The 14,959-nt window shown below is 54.9% G+C and carries 13 protein-coding genes; 9 read left to right on the top strand and 4 right to left on the bottom strand.

Annotation, left to right across the window (positions count from 1 at the left end; translation table 11 throughout):
* Window positions 1-5: 5 nt before the first annotated feature.
* Window positions 6-860 (bottom strand): dihydropteroate synthase, encoded by an 855-nt coding sequence (gene folP / locus F5984_RS10305; RefSeq protein ID WP_152124171.1) that lies wholly within the window; start codon window positions 858-860, stop codon window positions 6-8.
* Between the two features lie 104 nt (window positions 861-964).
* Here folP and F5984_RS10300 point away from each other — a divergent pair, with 104 nt between their 5' ends.
* The 3 genes from F5984_RS10300 to F5984_RS10290 all read left to right on the top strand — a co-directional run bounded on the left by F5984_RS10300 (window position 965) and on the right by F5984_RS10290 (window position 3,326).
* Window positions 965-1,519, top strand: a complete 555-nt coding sequence (locus F5984_RS10300; RefSeq protein WP_152124170.1) for a DUF1599 domain-containing protein — start codon at window positions 965-967, stop codon at window positions 1,517-1,519.
* 102 nt (window positions 1,520-1,621) lie between these two features.
* On the top strand, window positions 1,622-2,767 hold the full coding sequence (locus tag F5984_RS10295; protein WP_152124169.1) for a BT_3928 family protein: 1,146 nt from the start codon (window positions 1,622-1,624) through the stop codon (window positions 2,765-2,767).
* 52 nt (window positions 2,768-2,819) lie between these two features.
* Entirely contained in the window at window positions 2,820-3,326 is a 507-nt protein-coding gene (locus F5984_RS10290) for a shikimate kinase (protein WP_152124168.1), read from the top strand.
* Between the two features lie 101 nt (window positions 3,327-3,427).
* On the opposite strand, the gene F5984_RS10285 is transcribed toward F5984_RS10290, so the two are convergent.
* Complete coding sequence (locus F5984_RS10285) at window positions 3,428-5,002, bottom strand: hypothetical protein (protein WP_152124167.1); 1,575 nt, start codon at window positions 5,000-5,002, stop codon at window positions 3,428-3,430.
* 144 nt (window positions 5,003-5,146) lie between these two features.
* A complete protein-coding gene (locus tag F5984_RS10280) occupies window positions 5,147-6,484 on the bottom strand; it encodes a hypothetical protein (RefSeq protein WP_152124166.1) in 1,338 nt (445 codons plus the stop codon).
* Window positions 6,485-6,847: 363 nt separating this feature from the next.
* On the opposite strand from F5984_RS10280, the gene proS reads away from it, so the two are divergent.
* The 5 genes from proS (at window position 6,848) to F5984_RS10255 (ending at window position 12,303) form a co-directional block, all read left to right on the top strand.
* Window positions 6,848-8,320 carry a proline--tRNA ligase gene (gene proS / locus F5984_RS10275; RefSeq protein ID WP_152124165.1) on the top strand — a complete coding sequence of 491 codons (1,473 nt, stop codon included), beginning with the start codon at window positions 6,848-6,850 and terminating at the stop codon, window positions 8,318-8,320.
* Window positions 8,321-8,417: 97 nt separating this feature from the next.
* Window positions 8,418-9,161 carry a TerC family protein gene (locus F5984_RS10270; protein WP_152124164.1) on the top strand — a complete coding sequence of 248 codons (744 nt, stop codon included), beginning with the start codon at window positions 8,418-8,420 and terminating at the stop codon, window positions 9,159-9,161.
* A gap of 187 nt (window positions 9,162-9,348) precedes the next feature.
* A complete protein-coding gene (locus F5984_RS10265) occupies window positions 9,349-9,972 on the top strand; it encodes a thioredoxin family protein (RefSeq protein WP_246168901.1) in 624 nt (207 codons plus the stop codon).
* A 63-nt stretch (window positions 9,973-10,035) separates the two neighbouring features.
* Complete coding sequence (locus F5984_RS10260) at window positions 10,036-10,467, top strand: FKBP-type peptidyl-prolyl cis-trans isomerase (RefSeq protein WP_152124163.1); 432 nt, start codon at window positions 10,036-10,038, stop codon at window positions 10,465-10,467.
* Between the two features lie 162 nt (window positions 10,468-10,629).
* A complete protein-coding gene (locus F5984_RS10255; protein WP_152124162.1) occupies window positions 10,630-12,303 on the top strand; it encodes a sulfatase family protein in 1,674 nt (557 codons plus the stop codon).
* Window positions 12,304-12,321: 18 nt separating this feature from the next.
* Here F5984_RS10255 and F5984_RS10250 read toward each other — a convergent pair whose 3' ends face one another.
* Complete coding sequence (locus tag F5984_RS10250) at window positions 12,322-13,173, bottom strand: LysR substrate-binding domain-containing protein (protein WP_152124161.1); 852 nt, start codon at window positions 13,171-13,173, stop codon at window positions 12,322-12,324.
* 214 nt (window positions 13,174-13,387) lie between these two features.
* Here F5984_RS10250 and F5984_RS10245 point away from each other — a divergent pair, with 214 nt between their 5' ends.
* Entirely contained in the window at window positions 13,388-14,923 is a 1,536-nt protein-coding gene (locus F5984_RS10245; protein ID WP_152124160.1) for a proton-conducting transporter transmembrane domain-containing protein, read from the top strand.
* Window positions 14,924-14,959: the final 36 nt, after the last annotated feature.

Genomic DNA, 14,959 nt, shown 5'->3' with positions numbered 1-14,959 from the left:
GCCTGTCAGCGTAGGTGGCTCACGAGCGTAACGGCTTCGACGGCCTCGCGAACGTCATGAACCCGCAAAATCGAAGCCCCTTTCTGTAGCGCTACCGTGTTGAGCACGGTGGTGCCGTTGAGGGCTTCCTCAGCGGTGATACCCAGCGTGCGCCAAATGGTCGATTTGCGTGAGAGTCCAATCAAAAGCGGCTCGTCGAACACCCGAAACGATTCGAGCTTGTGCAAGAGGGTGAAATTGTGCGCGGGCGTTTTGGCAAAGCCGAAGCCGGGATCGAGTAGAACATCGATTTGACCCAGCGCCCGCAGCCGGGCCAACTGAGTGGCCAGCTCATCAATCACTTCGGTAACCAGGTTGGTGTAGGTTGCCATCGACTGCATGGTTTGGGGGGTACCCCGCATGTGCATGAGTACGTAGGGCACACCCAGGGCCGCTACCGTCTCGAACATCCGGTCGTCGAGGGTGCCACCGGCTACGTCGTTGACCATACACGCCCCAGCCTCAACGGCCTGTCGGGCCACCTCTGCCCGGAATGTATCAACAGAAAGCAGGGCCTCGGGCCAGTGCCGCCGGATGGCCTCAATGGCGGGTAGTACCCGGTCGGCTTCTTCGGCTGGGCTGATGTCTGGGGCACCCGGCCGGGTCGAGTAGCCGCCAATATCCAGAAACGAGGCACCATCCTGAAGCATTTGGCCCGCGCGGTCGATCAGCGCGCTTTCGAGCGACTCACCAGCTGGCACCCGGCTTCCGGCAAAGAACGAATCGGGGGTGATATTAAGGATGCCCATGACGGCTGGGCCGTGGCTGAGGTCGACGAGACGACCCCGGCAATTGAGCGTTTTTTTCGTATTTTGCGACATTAAACAGAGTGGTCAAAGGCCGGGGATTGGGGGAGGTGCCCGTATTGGCTTACTCCCGTATCGAATGCCGACACGGCAGCCCGGACTACCGACCGCCCATCACTATGGCGAATACCGAAACACAATATCGGCAGGTTGTTGAGCGCTGCCAAGACCTGTTCCTGAAAAAAAATAAGGATTACGGCACTGCATGGCGCATTTTACGGCTTCCGAGCATCACCGATCAGATTTATATCAAGGCTCAGCGCATCCGAACACTCCAGGAAAAAGGCGTCTCGAAAGTGGGCGAGGGGATTGAGCCTGAGTTTGTTGGCATCATCAACTATAGCGTGATGGCCCTGATCCAGATGGCCCTGGAGAACGACCCCCGCACGGATATTCCGCCAGTGGAACTCGAAAGCCTGTACAATGAACAGATTGGCCGGGTTATTGATCTGTTGTTTGCCAAGAACCACGATTACGGCGAAGCCTGGCGCGAAATGCGGGTTAGTTCGATGACCGATATCATTCTGATGAAGCTGCTCCGAACCAAGCAGATTGAAGACAATGCCGGAGCCACCCTGGTTTCGGAAGGAGTAGAGGCCAACTACATGGACATGATTAATTACGCTGTGTTTTGCCTCATCAAAATAGGAGAGAACACCTCTACACCGGCCTGAACCGGTTAATTTAGCCGGGTCTGGATATAAACAACGAGTTTTTTCGTTACTAACCGTACTGATTATCTGGTGTGACGACACCGTCTACGTTCTGAAGCGCGAATGGAAGCCAACCTAACCACTCCCCCCAAAGTAAAAACCGGTACGCCCGGCATGCTCATTGCCGCCCGTATTGCCCGCTATCTGGTCGGTATCATCTTCATTATTTCGGGGCTCATCAAACTCAATGACCCTGTCGGAACCCAGATCAAACTGGAAGAGTATTTCGAAGTGTTTGCGCAGGACTTACCGGCCCTGCACGGCTTTTTTGAAGCACTGATTCCGGCCGCCTTGCTCATTTCGGTGGTCATGTGCGTGCTCGAGGTGGTGCTTGGCGTGGCTTTGCTGGCATCGTACAAACCTAAGCTAACTACGTGGGTGCTGCTGCTGCTGGTGAGTTATTTTACCGTGCTGACGTTTTACTCAGCTTACTTTAACAAGGTAACCGACTGCGGCTGTTTTGGCGATGCGTTGAAACTGAAGCCCTGGACATCGTTTACCAAAGATGTGGTGCTGATGGTGCTCATTCTGTTTATAATCGGGCACCGCAATCGAATGCCATCCCGCAAAACAGGTTGGCTCGTCACGCTGGCCACTATTTTCTCCATTGGGTTAGGCGTGTATGCCATTGAGTTTCTGCCCCCGTTTGACCTGTTGCCCTATGCGGTCGGGAAAAATATTCCGACCCAGATGAAGCCTTCCGAGGAATTGCGTTACAAATACATCGTAACCAAAGATGGCAAAGAGTTTGAGTTTGAGAAATACCCAACCGAGGGCGGCTACACGTTTAAGGAAATGGTGTTGCTGAACGAAAACGCCAAGCCTAAAATCACCGATTACCGGGTCTGGAACGATGCCGACGGTGATTTTACCCAGCAGACATTTGAAGGCAATAAACTCTTTGTGATTATCAAGAACGTGAAGGATTTCGACACGGGGAGCCTGCCCGCCATCCGGTCGTTGCTGAAAGGGTTGCAGGGGTCGTCGGTGAGTCCGTACATCCTGACCTCGGTGGGTGGTGCCGAAATCGAAGCCTTTATGAAAGAGTATCAGCTCGACGCCAAAGTGTATCAGGCTGATGCCACAGTGCTGAAAACCATTATGCGGTCGAACCCCGGCACATGGTTGCTCAGCAACGGCACGGTGCGTGGCAAATGGCACGTGAACCTGACTCCATCGGCCGAAGAAGTAATCCAATTGGTCAAGTAAAAGGAACGGGGAGAAGCCATTAGCTTCTCCCCGTTCTTTATCCCTTACTCCTTTGAAGAATATTTACCTCATCGGGATGCCATCGTCGGGTAAGAGCACGCTGGGGCGTCGGCTTGCCAACGAGTTGCATTACCGATTCGTCGATACCGACAAGATCATTGTCCGGGAAGAAGGCCGCAGTATTGCCGAGATTTTTGCTGAACAGGGCGAAGCGTATTTCCGCGAGGCCGAAACCAGGGCGTTGCATAGTATTCGGCCGGGCGAAGCGCTGGTTGTAGCTACAGGTGGCGGAATGCCCTGTTTTCACAATAACATGGACTATATCAAAGCGTCGGGGGTCTCTATTTTTCTGGACGTTGCCCCCGAAGTTTTGGTTGAGCGTATTCTGGCCCACGCCACGCCCGACCGGCCGCTGGTCAATCATCAGGACCCGGCTCTGCTCGAAAACCTGCGTCAGAAATACGAGTCGCGCTTACCCTACTACCGCCAGGCCGATATTATTGTAACAGGCTCAGCCACCGAGCAAATGCTACTCCGCGAGTTGGGCAACTGGTTGTAGAATCTGCTTTTTGTAAAAGCGAAGAGCGCCAATGGCTACTGGGTAGCTATTGGCGCTCTTTTTGTGTTCAGTCTTCAAACACGTTCAGTTCAGAACTGCGTTTAGAAAAACGTGCCCAACGAGAGTGTAACGGTGCTGAGTTTGTTGTTGATCAGCGCCGAGCCGTAATCGGCGGGGTTGGGCCGGGTGTAGGGCGTGAAGGCTGCCTCAGTTGTGTTGAACGTTCCCGATACATCGGCGAAGAAACGGTCGTTACGGTAGCCAAGTCCGCCCGAAATCAACAGTCGGGTACGGTCGATGTTGTCACGACGGCTGATGTCAGCGTCGGGCAGGTAAGCTGCCCCGCCCCGAATCCGGAACATACCGGCCCGGAACTCGGCCCCGGCCCGTACATTCACCACATTCTGGTACGATTGCTGAACGCTGTTGCGGACGTTGTTACGAAACGCGCTGTTGTCGCTTGCGTTGCCACCGCTGGTATTGGCCCGCATGCCCGCATAGCCAACGTACTCGGCCGAGGCTGTCAGGAAACCAATTTTGCCCCCACCCAGAAATACCGTAGCACCGCCCGAAGCCCGCAACGGCCCCGTAATCGAGTAGTCGAAATCATTGGGAGCTACGTCGACATCCGTAGCGTTGAGCTCGCCAACAATAAGGTCTGCAAGGTTAGGGTCAACCGGGTTTACGCGCAGATTTTGGGTAAATGTTTCGGTTACGCGCATGAAGTTGGGCGAGGCCACCGTTGCCCCGATCTGAACGCTGGGCGTGAGTTTATAAATAGCACCCAACGTTGCGTTGATCCCGTTGCCCGATACCGTCAGCCGGTCACGCTGGCCAATGTCGCCAAAGCTATTACCTCCCTGAATGACCTCGGTCAGGACATTATCGGAGTTATACCGCAGCCGAGACAGGCCTACGTTGATACCCAGATACAGTTTATCGTCGAGGTTGCCAGCATACGCTACAGTCCATTGCGACTGTGAGCCCGACGACTCAAACGTGTTTTGTTGCGAGCGCGGGTTAAGCAGGTCGTAGCTGAAGAACGGAGCGCGGGTGTTGTTGCCCTGGGCGTCGGGCGTACCGTTTACAAGATAAAGCTGGTATGCAGCCGCCAGCAGGTCGTCGGCTTGCCGGATGTTTGGGTCGTATCCATTATTGAGCTGCCCACCGGTAAGCCCCGGAATCCGGTTGGCATCATCGAGCAGGTTATCAACCAGTGAGCTACGGCGGTTGAGCCCTTCAAACGTAAATCCGTTATTGAAATTGATGTTCTGGTGATAGCCAACGCCAAAGGTAGTCCGGCGCCAGCGTCGGTTACTGTTACCGTTGTCGCCACCGGCCAGAATAAGTCCCAGTTGCCCTACAGCTACCCGTCCCCGACTGTCGGTAGTGGTGCTGCCCAGATACGTCGTTTGTGATGAATTATTGAGGAAAGTAGGGCTGAAGCTCAACTCCGAACGATTGTAGAAGCCCAAACCCGCCGGGTTGCCGAACAAGGTGCTGGCGTCGCCCCCCAGCGCAGTATGGTTTCCGCCAATACCTCTAAACCGGGCCGTACCTGATTGCTGAATCTCGTTGTATTGAAAAGCGGCATCGGCATAGATGCTTCCCGTTTGCCCAAACGCTGCTCCTGTACCAAAAAGCAGGCCGCCGAATATAAGAAGTCGAGTAGTCATGTGTGTAGTTAGCTTGCGTGTGTGAAACTTAGCTCTATGACAATTATCATGAACGAGCGTTTAATCTCACCTTTTTATAAACGAAAAACCCCATCAATTGTAGCCAATGACGGGGTTTTTCTCCAATAAATTTACACAAATGGTTTAGCGTGGGCCACGTGAGCCGCCACCACCACCGCCTGAGTAGCTACCTCCGCCACCTCCGCGTGAGCCACCCGACGAGGGGGCCGAATAGCTTGGTGTGCTCGACTGGCTGGGCTGGCTGTAGCTCGGACGGCTTTCGTACGTGCTACGCTGCGGAGCCTGATAGCTGGGCTGGTTGTAGCTCGGCCGACTCTCGTACGTGCTGTTACCACTCCGGGGAGTATACGTGCCACGGCTGTTTTCGCGCGGGGCCGAATAATAACCACCCGTGCTGCTGCCTGTACGTCCATTGGGGTTGGTGTACGTACCGCTTGGCGTGCTGCCACCGCGTGTACCGGTATTGTTGGCACCGCTCTCGTAGTAGTAGGTACCCCGCGTGTTGCGCGGCCGGGCGTAGTAGCTATCGCTCGAACCAGTGCTTGTCCCCGTATTGGTGTTATTGCCGTAAGCAGGCGTTGCACTGCCTGTAGCTGTGCGGCCTCCGTTACCCCGCGGGTTGTAGTTGCGGGGCGTGTTGTTGAAATTGTCGTTGTAACGGCTGTTTGAGGCTGAGCCACGAGCGCCGTACGTGCGGGTTGCGCGGTAGGGATCTGCACCGGTAATGATCGTGTTGCTCACGATGACCGGACGGTTCCAGCCACCACCCCAGGGGCTGTAGCCAAATCCACCGTAACCGAAACGGTTGAAACCACTACCCCAGAATGGGTCATAGAAACCGCCACCGTAACCCCAGGGGCTATAGGCAAATGAGTTGAAACCACCCCCCCAGAATGGGTCGTAGAAACCACCGCCGTAACCGAAGCGGTTGAAGGAGTTCCAGCCCCAGGGGTTACCCCAGCCGAAACCAGTACCAACGCCCAGCCCGATAGAGAGGCCTGTATTGAATCCATTGTTCCAGCCCCACGGATTCCAGCGGGTGCTGTTGAATGCCGGGTTGCCGATGCCCGCGTAGTACCCGTCGGTAAAGCCATCGTTGTACGAGCCGGTGTTCCAGCCCGGGTCAGCCGATAGCCCCCGCTTCACATTGCGCGTGCTCAGTTCGGTGTAGTAGTCGTCCCGGTTAGGGTCGTAGCCCCGCTGCTCGTCGTTAACGTAATCTGGATTTGTGTTGCGTGAGTAAGAGTCGCGCTCACGTTGCCGTTGCGAACGTGTCGACGCGTAACTCTCGGTCGGTTGTGATGATTGGCGATTGCCTTCATACACAACCGCGTTGGCTGAACTCCCGTAAAGGTCGTCCATTTCGCCGGCGTTCTGTGCAGTCTGACGGCTGCTTGTACAGCTTGCCAGGCCCATCAGCGCGGCCAGCGAGAGATATGGCCAGGTGCGTTGCGTTTTCATCTGACGAAGAGGGTTTTTGTACAGTACTCGAATATCGATCCTGTTTTCTTGTATAACGTGCGGAAAGACCTGTTTGATTACAAATATAGCATAAAAAACTATCTTTGCAACCCCTTCCTGACCTTAGACCCATCTGAGGGCTGAAGGGTTTAAATCGACTTAAAAAAAAGATAGAAGACAGTGGGCACCCGGTGCCTCCAAGCCGCCCCTAAAGGTTGCAGAATCTGGACGTTAGACTCCTCGCAAAACACCATTTGCTAAGTCTTACAAGGCTCCGCCCGGCGGGCCTCGTTCCGGTCAGAAACCGAGGAGTTGGTACGGAATCGTACCCGGTCTGTTGTCAGGTATCACCCAGCGTCCTGTATGGCAAAAGCAATTCCGTCACGTAGCGAGAACTATTCCGAGTGGTATAACGAACTCATCAAGCGGGCCGATCTGGCCGAAAACTCAGCCGTTCGGGGGTGTATGGTCATTAAGCCGTACGGCTTTTCGATCTGGGAAAAAATGCAGCGGGCTCTCGACGATATGTTCAAGGAGACGGGCCACACCAACGCGTATTTCCCTCTGTTCATTCCGAAATCGTACCTGAGCAAAGAAGCCAGCCACGTGGAGGGCTTTGCCAAAGAGTGCGCCGTTGTGACGCACTACCGGCTCAAAAATGCGGAAGATGGTTCGGGCGTCATTGTTGACCCGGAAGCCAAGCTGGAAGAAGAGCTGATTGTGCGCCCTACCTCGGAAACGGTAATCTGGAGCACGTACAAAAACTGGATTCAGTCGTACCGCGACCTGCCGCTGCTGATCAATCAGTGGGCGAACGTGGTGCGCTGGGAGATGCGTACCCGTATTTTTCTCCGCACGGCTGAGTTCCTGTGGCAGGAAGGGCACACCGCCCACGCAACCGCCGACGAAGCGATGGCCGAAACCCGGCAGATGCTCGACGTGTATGCCCGCTTTGCTGAGGAGTGGATGGCTGTACCGGTGCTCAAAGGGGCCAAAACCCCCAACGAGCGGTTTGCCGGTGCCGACGATACGCTCTGTATCGAAGCCATGATGCAGGACGGTAAAGCCTTGCAGGCCGGTACGTCGCACTTCCTGGGGCAGAACTTTGCCAAGGCGTTCGATGTGCAGTTTCTGAACAAGCAGAATCAGCTCGAATACGTTTGGGGGACATCGTGGGGGGTATCGACCCGCCTGATGGGTGCCCTCATCATGGCCCACTCCGACGACTCCGGGCTGGTGTTGCCGCCCAAACTGGCCCCGATCCAGGTGGTTATTGTGCCGATCTACCGCAGCGAAGAGCAACTTGAGCAGTTGTCAGACAAACTGAAACCGCTGGTGCAGCAACTGCGTAAGGCCGGTATCTCGGTTAAGTACGACGATTCGGACGCCAACAAGCCCGGCTGGAAGTTTGCCGAGTATGAGCTGCGGGGCGTACCTGTACGCCTGGCTATGGGTGGTCGCGACCTCGAAAACAACACCATTGAGCTGGCACGACGGGATACCAAAACCAAGGAAACCGTGCCATTTGATGGGCTGGTGGAGCGGATTCAGGCGCTACTCGACGACATTCAGCAGAACATCTACCAGAAAGCGCTTCAGTTCCGGCAGGAGAACACCTTCCGGGTCGATACGTTTGAGCAGTTTCAGGAGCAGATTGAGAAAGGCGGCTTTTTACTGGCCCATTGGGACGGTACCTCCGAAACCGAAGAGGCCATCAAAGAAGCTACCAAAGCGACCATTCGTTGTATTCCGTTCGATCAGGAACCGGAAGAAGGTACCTGTGTCTTCTCAGGCAAGCCATCGAAAGGCCGCGTAGTGTTTGCACGGGCTTACTAAGTTTAAAGTAGGTTTTAGTAAACAGCTATATACGAAAACCAGTTAGAGAGAAGGCGGTCGATAAGGCCGCCTTTTTTTGCTACCTAACTGAAAAAATATGGAGCTCGTTGATAGCATCGTACCCTTACTTACATTGATCGTGCTGGAGGTGATTCTCGGCATTGATAACATTATTTTTATTTCCATTCTGTCGGACAAACTACCACCGGAGCAACGCGATAAGCTTCGGCTATGGGGTATTGGTCTGGCCATGTTTATGCGGCTTGGGTTGCTTGCCCTGATCTCGTGGATTATGCGGCTCGATCAGACGCTCTTCACGGTGTTTGGCATCGATTTCAGCGGAAAAGGGCTAATTCTGCTGGCTGGAGGGCTTTTCCTGATTTACAAAAGCACCAAGGAGATTTACCACAAAGCCGAGCTTAACGACGACGCCAACGCGCCCAGCAATACGGCCAAAGCGACATTCCGCGATATGCTCATTCAGATCCTGATTCTGGATATGGTCTTTTCCATCGACTCGATCATCACGGCCGTGGGGATGGTTGATCAGCTTTGGGTGATGTACACCGCCGTCATCGTGACGGTAGGTATCATGCTCGTGGCTTCAAAACCGATCAGCAACTTTATCAGTCAGCACCCATCGTTCAAGATTCTGGCCTTGTGCTTCCTGCTCATTATCGGTATGTCGCTGGTGGCAGAGGGGCTTCATTTCGAAATCCCGAAAGGCTACATCTACTTCTCGATGGCCTTTGCGTTTCTGGTGGATCTGATCCAGATGAAAACCGTACCCAAGCCTACCGCAAACACCGTGAATGAACCACCTAAATCGGTGAATTTGTAGGGGTGTGTTCGTAGGGTGTGGGTGCGGGTGGCCTGATAAAGGTTGCCCGCACCCACTTTTGTTTTGGGGTAGTCATCTACTTTTCTACAACAGCCACAGAGGTACAACGTCCTGGATTAAGCCTAACCCGGTTACCTGGTGCGAACCAACTGGCGAAACAGGGGTGTTATGAAAGAAATAGATGATTATGATTACCCAAACCACCCCAACACCGGAACTGGTTGCCTCGGCAATGACCTACGAACAGTACCGGATACTGGCTACCGAACTTTTTGAGCAGGGCCGCACAACCTCGGCCGATGCCCACTATAATACCCCTGAGATTCTGGGTTATACTAAAATGAACCTGGCTCGGATGAGCCGACTCGACAAGCAGACGGTTATTCATCCCCAACTGACCGAAGCTGTGCAGGCTGTAGCCGGCCGTTGGACGTGGCTGGTACTCACCGAGTCGTGGTGTGGCGATGCGGCACAGGCCTTGCCTGTATTGCGGGCCATTGCGGGCGAGTCGATACCGCTGCGGTTGCTGTTGCGCGATGAAAACCCGGCGCTGATGGATGCGTTTCTGACCAATGGCGGGCGATCTATTCCCAAACTGATTTGCCTCGACAATGCATCGGGTGAGGTGCTCGGAAGCTGGGGCCCACGCCCGGCAGCCCTGCAGGCAGCTATTGTCGAGTGGAAAGCCGCCGGTGATCTGACCTTTGAGCACATCCTCGAAAACACCCAGCGCTGGTACAATGCCGACCGGACCGAATCGATCCAAAACGAACTATTGACGCTGGTACGGCGTTGGTCGGAGGTAATCTGATTGAACAGCCTACACATGGATTGATAAACTAATATCTTTGTGGGGTACTAAACACACAACAAAATGGCACAAGCAAAAGCTGGCGATACCGTTCAGGTACATTATACAGGCACTCTGGACGACGGAACGATTTTCGACTCGTCGGCGGGCCGCACTCCGCTCGAATTTACCCTGGGCGGTGGCCAGGTAATCCCCGGTTTCGACAACGGAATCGAGGGCATGAGCATTGGTGAAAAACGGACTATCAATATCCCGGTCGAAGATGCCTACGGCCCAGTAGTTGAAGACCATGTGTTCAGCATCGAACGGAACGAAATCCCTGCCGAGATTCCCCTCGAAGTAGGTATGACCCTCAATATGCATCAGGAAGGTTCTCCCCAGCCGATTCCGGTAATCGTGCGGCAGGTGACCGAAACGAACGTGGTACTGGATGCCAACCATCCGTTGGCGGGTCAGGACCTGACGTTTGAGGTTGAGCTGGTTGGAATCAACTAAGGATACTTTATTGCTTACAAGAGTTTTTTGAAAAAGCCGCCCTGTGGTCAAACAGGGCGGCTTTTTTGCGTTGGAAGATAGCCCGAAACAAAGCCTGATAGGGGCACGACAAAAGATTTGCCCATACCGGGCCTTTTGTGCCTAAACCCCCGACGCTATCGTATGAATACACGCTGGTTGGCAGGTCTCGTGGCCGTAGCAGGCCTCCTGGTCGCTTTTGTAAGCCCTGTAAGCCCGGTTTCAGCTCCCGGGCGGACGCGGCCCCATATCCTTTGGATTTCGTGCGAAGATATGTCGCCCCGATTGAGTTGTTACGGCGACTCGACGGGTGGCCCCGGCAAGCCGCTGACCCCCAATATTGACCGGCTGGCGCGCGAGGGGGTTCGGTACACGAATGCGTTTTGCACGGCCGGGGTGTGTGCGCCGAGCCGCAACGCGATCATTACGGGGATGTATCAGACCTCAACGGGTGGGCATAATATGCGCACCCTGAACAATACGTACCCCGAAAAAACGGGCTTGCCTAAAGAGTACGCCGTTGTGATGCCGCCATCGGTAAAGGCGTTTCCGGAATATCTGCGGGCGCAGGGCTACTATACCACCAACAACGCCAAGACCGATTACCAGTTCGAGGCTCCACCTACCGTGTGGGATGAAGTTGGCAACAGCGCCCACTGGCGCAAACGCCCCACCGATCGGCCTTTTTTTGCGGTATTCAACTCGGTAGTGACGCATGAGTCGCAGGTATGGTACGGAGCGACGGGTCGGCGTAAAGACCTGCCTTTGCGCGTCGACCCGGCCCGGATTCAGGTGCCACCTTACTACCCCGATACCAAAACCGTCCGCCAGGATATGGCCCGGTTTTATAGCAATATCCGCGAAATGGACGATTGGGTAGGGGAGATTCTGCAACAGCTCGAAGCCGATGGCCTGCTCGACAAAACCCTTATCTTTTTCTGGTCGGACCACGGTGACGGGCTTCCGTTTGTGAAACGGGAAGTGTATGACCGGGGGATTCGTGTCCCCCTGATTGTACGATTTCCCGATGGTCGGTTTGCCGGAACAACCCGTAGTGAGCTGATTTCGATGATCGACCTGGCCCCGACTGTGCTAAACCTGGCGGGTGTTCGGCCCCCTGCGTACATGCAGGGGCAGGCATTTCTGGACCTTGAAACTGGACAACGACCCCGCCGGACACCTGCGCGGCCCTACGTGTTTGCGGCTCGCGACCGGCTCGATTCGGAGTATGACCGGGTCCGCACCGTACACGACGGTCGCTTTCAGTATGTTCGGAATTTCTTCCCCGAAAAACCTTTGTACATGGATCTGGAATACCGAAAGCAGCAGCCCATGATGGCCGAACTGCTTCGGATGCGTGATGCTGGTCAATTGAACCCGACTCAGATGCATTGGTTTCAGCCGACGAAGCCTGCCGAAGAACTGTACGACATTCAGAAGGACCCGTATGAACTGAACAACCTGGCCCGTCAGTCGGCCTATGCCCCACAGTTGAAGCGGCTCCGTGCGGCACTCGACCAATGGCTGGCTCAGTCGACCGATTTGGGGGCTATCCCTGAAAAAGACCTGGTCCGAACCTGGTGGAACGGGCAAAACAACCCCCCCGCTACCGAGGCCCCGAACATTCAGGTTACAGGCAATCAGTTGACTATCAGCTGTACCACCGAGGGCGCGTCGATTGGGTATCAGTGGGCGGGCGATGATACCGGCTGGCAGGTCTACACCGGACCTGTGCCCGTTCGGAAAGGGGCACGGTTACGAGCTACGGCCATGCGGATTGGGTACACCCAAAGCCCGGTTGTGAGTCAGGAATTATAGTGCGCTTGTATAGCGGGCTCAATGCCGCACTTTTTTGAGGACAAATTCTTCCAGCGACTCCACGGCTTTACTGGCGTGGCCTTGCCGGAGTAACGAAACGTGGGTTTGGGGAAGCGGAGGCAATAAATTGCTGCGCAATACCTCCAGCGGGGCAGGTACAATGGCTTTGGGGAGAACCGTCAGGCCCAGACCGGCTTTAACGGCGGCAACTGTTCCCGTGTAGCTTGGGCTGCTGTACACCAGTCGCCACGGGATTCCGGCCGTTTCGAGGGCTTCGATGGCGCGCGCCCGGTACACACAGGGCTGGGGCGACAACACCAACGGCAGCGGGCTTTGAGCGTCGCTGTTTTTAAAGTGTTCATCTTTGCCAACCCATTCGAGCGATTCGGACCACATATCGACGCCCTCCGGAAATTCTTCGGGGCGGCTCATTTTTACCAGAATAAGGTCGAATTCGCCCCGCCGGAACCGGTCGAACAGGTTGAGGGTTAGGTCGCACTCCACCTTCAGGAACACCCGCGGATGAATCCGTGAAAAGTTAACCAGCACATCCGACAATAATACCGTAGCCAGGTCTTCGGGCAGGCCAAAACGTACCTCACCCTCCAGTTCGGGCTGTTTGAACCGGTCCAGGGCTTCGCGGTGTAGCGCAAAAATCTGCCGGGCATATCCCAGAAAAATCTCTCCCTCATTGGTAAGCGAAAGAATTTTGCCCCGGTTGATGAGGGTCTTACCCAGAATCAGCTCAAGCTTAGCCAACTGCTGACTAACGGCCGATTGGGTTCGGTTGACCCGGTCGGCGGCTTTGGTGAAACTACCCGTTTCGGCTACGGCCAGAAAACACTGAAGTGTGACGGTATCCAGTGACATAGTCGGTATTGTTTGGGTGAAGTGTATGCGTGATGTCTAACTTAGGCAAAAATTTTCATGCGTCAAAAAGCGAGAAAATGGCCCAAAAACAGGCCCTGATCCATTTTAAACAAAGATATAAGTTTTTCTTATTTTCAAAATAAGAATTATTCGTTTTTCTGATATAAGAAACGCTTTTAGTTTTGGCCATTGATAATAGTAAATCTAATATTCAATGGCCTATCTTTCACAACCACTGGTACTTTACGTTTCACTTTTAGCTCTGCCCATTGCTGGCGCGCTCGTGAATGGGATTGGTTTTCGTGCCAACCCGCAGCGGGGGGCGCAGGCAACAACCGCAGCTATCTGGGCAAGTTGCTTACTGGCCATTGCCGGTTTGATTTTTGGTGATCAGTACGAGGGAGCAGCCATTTTTGGGATTCGGGCCGATGCCCTGTCGTGGATCATGGCAACCCTCATTTTGTTTGTGAGTGGTATTGTGCACCAATATTCGCAGCGGTACATGGCTGGCGACCGCCGGTACCAAGCCTTTTTCGTGCAGCTCTCGCTGCTGACAGCGGCCGCCCTGCTGATGGTCATGGCCGATCATGTCCTGTTGCTGCTGGCTGGCTGGGGACTGAGCAACGGCCTGCTGGTTCGGCTGATGATTCACAAAACAGGCTGGCGGGCATCGTACAATGCCGGTATGCTGGCCTTGCGGATGTTTTTTCTCGGTTTTCTGCTGCTGGCCTTTGCTCTTATACTCCTGGCCGACCTAAGTGGTAGTTACTCGCTCCGCGCTATTCTGGCGACGGGTGTCGATGTCAGCGCATCGCCCATGACAACGGTATTGATTCTGATCATGATGGCCGCCCTGATTCAGTCAGCCTTGCTGCCCTTCCATAAGTGGCTGACCAGTTCGCTCAACTCGCCCACGCCGGTATCAGCCCTGATGCACGCCGGCCTGATTAATGGGGGCGGATTTTTGCTGGCCCGGTTTGCGCCCCTGTACCTCCACCAGAATGGCTTACTGCTCGTTTTGTTCGGCATTGGCGTGCTCACCGCCCTGGTGGGTGCCATCTGGAAACTGATTCAGAGTGATATAAAGCGGATGCTGGCCTGCTCAACCATGAGTCAGATGGGCTTCATGGTCATGCAGTGCGGGCTGGGGCTGTTTCCGGCGGCTGTAGCGCACCTTTGCTGGCACGGCCTGTTCAAAGCCTTCCTGTTTCTGAGTGTTGGTTCGGCGGTTAGTGAGAAACGTCAGTTGGCGGCTTTCCGGCCGGGTACACCCATGCAGTTTGTGCTGGCTTGCGTAGCGGGCCTGGCGGGTGTGGTTGGGTTTGCGTACATGAGCAACAAGCCCCTGCCGATAGCCGGGCAACCCCTCGATTCAACAGTAGTACTGCTTGGTTTTGCCTTCATGGCGGCCACGCAAATTGCCCAAACGGTGCTGCAAACGGGTAAGCCCCTCGTGCGGCTGGTACCGGCCCTAGTGCTGGCGTTGCTGGCGGGTGGCTTGTACGGCCTCAGCGTACACGGTATCGAAACGGTACTGGCTCCGTTGGCTATTGCCGAACCGCAGCCGCTCCACGGCGTTCACCTGCTGGCGTTGTCGACGATGCTGCTAATCTGGGTCGGTATGAACCTGAACCTGCTGACCGAGCTGCAAAATACCCGGCTCTGGCGCAGTCTGTACGTGGCGGCCCTCAACGGAAGTCAGCCCGACGCCAATACCACCACGCCTATTCGCACTACTTACCACGTTTAAAGTTCACCATTCTCTCCCGTCTTTTCCCTCATTCAA

The organism is Rudanella paleaurantiibacter (genome assembly GCF_009184635.1).
Lineage (GTDB): Bacteria > Bacteroidota > Bacteroidia > Cytophagales > Spirosomataceae > Rudanella > Rudanella paleaurantiibacter.
Note: the sequence above shows the minus strand (reverse complement) of the source record. Positions and strands in the feature narration are given on the sequence as shown.

What these genes read in the sequence shown, in the direction of transcription:
- folP (WP_152124171.1), bottom strand. Translation starts at nt 860, where the DNA reads ATGTCGCAAAATACGAAAAAAACGCTCAATTGCCGGGGTCGTCTCGTC.
- F5984_RS10300 (WP_152124170.1), top strand. Translation starts at nt 965, where the DNA reads ATGGCGAATACCGAAACACAATATCGGCAGGTTGTTGAGCGCTGCCAA.
- F5984_RS10295 (WP_152124169.1), top strand. Translation starts at nt 1,622, where the DNA reads ATGGAAGCCAACCTAACCACTCCCCCCAAAGTAAAAACCGGTACGCCC.
- F5984_RS10285 (WP_152124167.1), bottom strand. Translation starts at nt 5,002, where the DNA reads ATGACTACTCGACTTCTTATATTCGGCGGCCTGCTTTTTGGTACAGGA.
- F5984_RS10280 (WP_152124166.1), bottom strand. Translation starts at nt 6,484, where the DNA reads ATGAAAACGCAACGCACCTGGCCATATCTCTCGCTGGCCGCGCTGATG.
- proS (WP_152124165.1), top strand. Translation starts at nt 6,848, where the DNA reads ATGGCAAAAGCAATTCCGTCACGTAGCGAGAACTATTCCGAGTGGTAT.
- F5984_RS10270 (WP_152124164.1), top strand. Translation starts at nt 8,418, where the DNA reads ATGGAGCTCGTTGATAGCATCGTACCCTTACTTACATTGATCGTGCTG.
- F5984_RS10265 (WP_246168901.1), top strand. Translation starts at nt 9,349, where the DNA reads ATGATTACCCAAACCACCCCAACACCGGAACTGGTTGCCTCGGCAATG.
- F5984_RS10260 (WP_152124163.1), top strand. Translation starts at nt 10,036, where the DNA reads ATGGCACAAGCAAAAGCTGGCGATACCGTTCAGGTACATTATACAGGC.
- F5984_RS10255 (WP_152124162.1), top strand. Translation starts at nt 10,630, where the DNA reads ATGAATACACGCTGGTTGGCAGGTCTCGTGGCCGTAGCAGGCCTCCTG.
- F5984_RS10250 (WP_152124161.1), bottom strand. Translation starts at nt 13,173, where the DNA reads ATGTCACTGGATACCGTCACACTTCAGTGTTTTCTGGCCGTAGCCGAA.
- F5984_RS10245 (WP_152124160.1), top strand. Translation starts at nt 13,388, where the DNA reads ATGGCCTATCTTTCACAACCACTGGTACTTTACGTTTCACTTTTAGCT.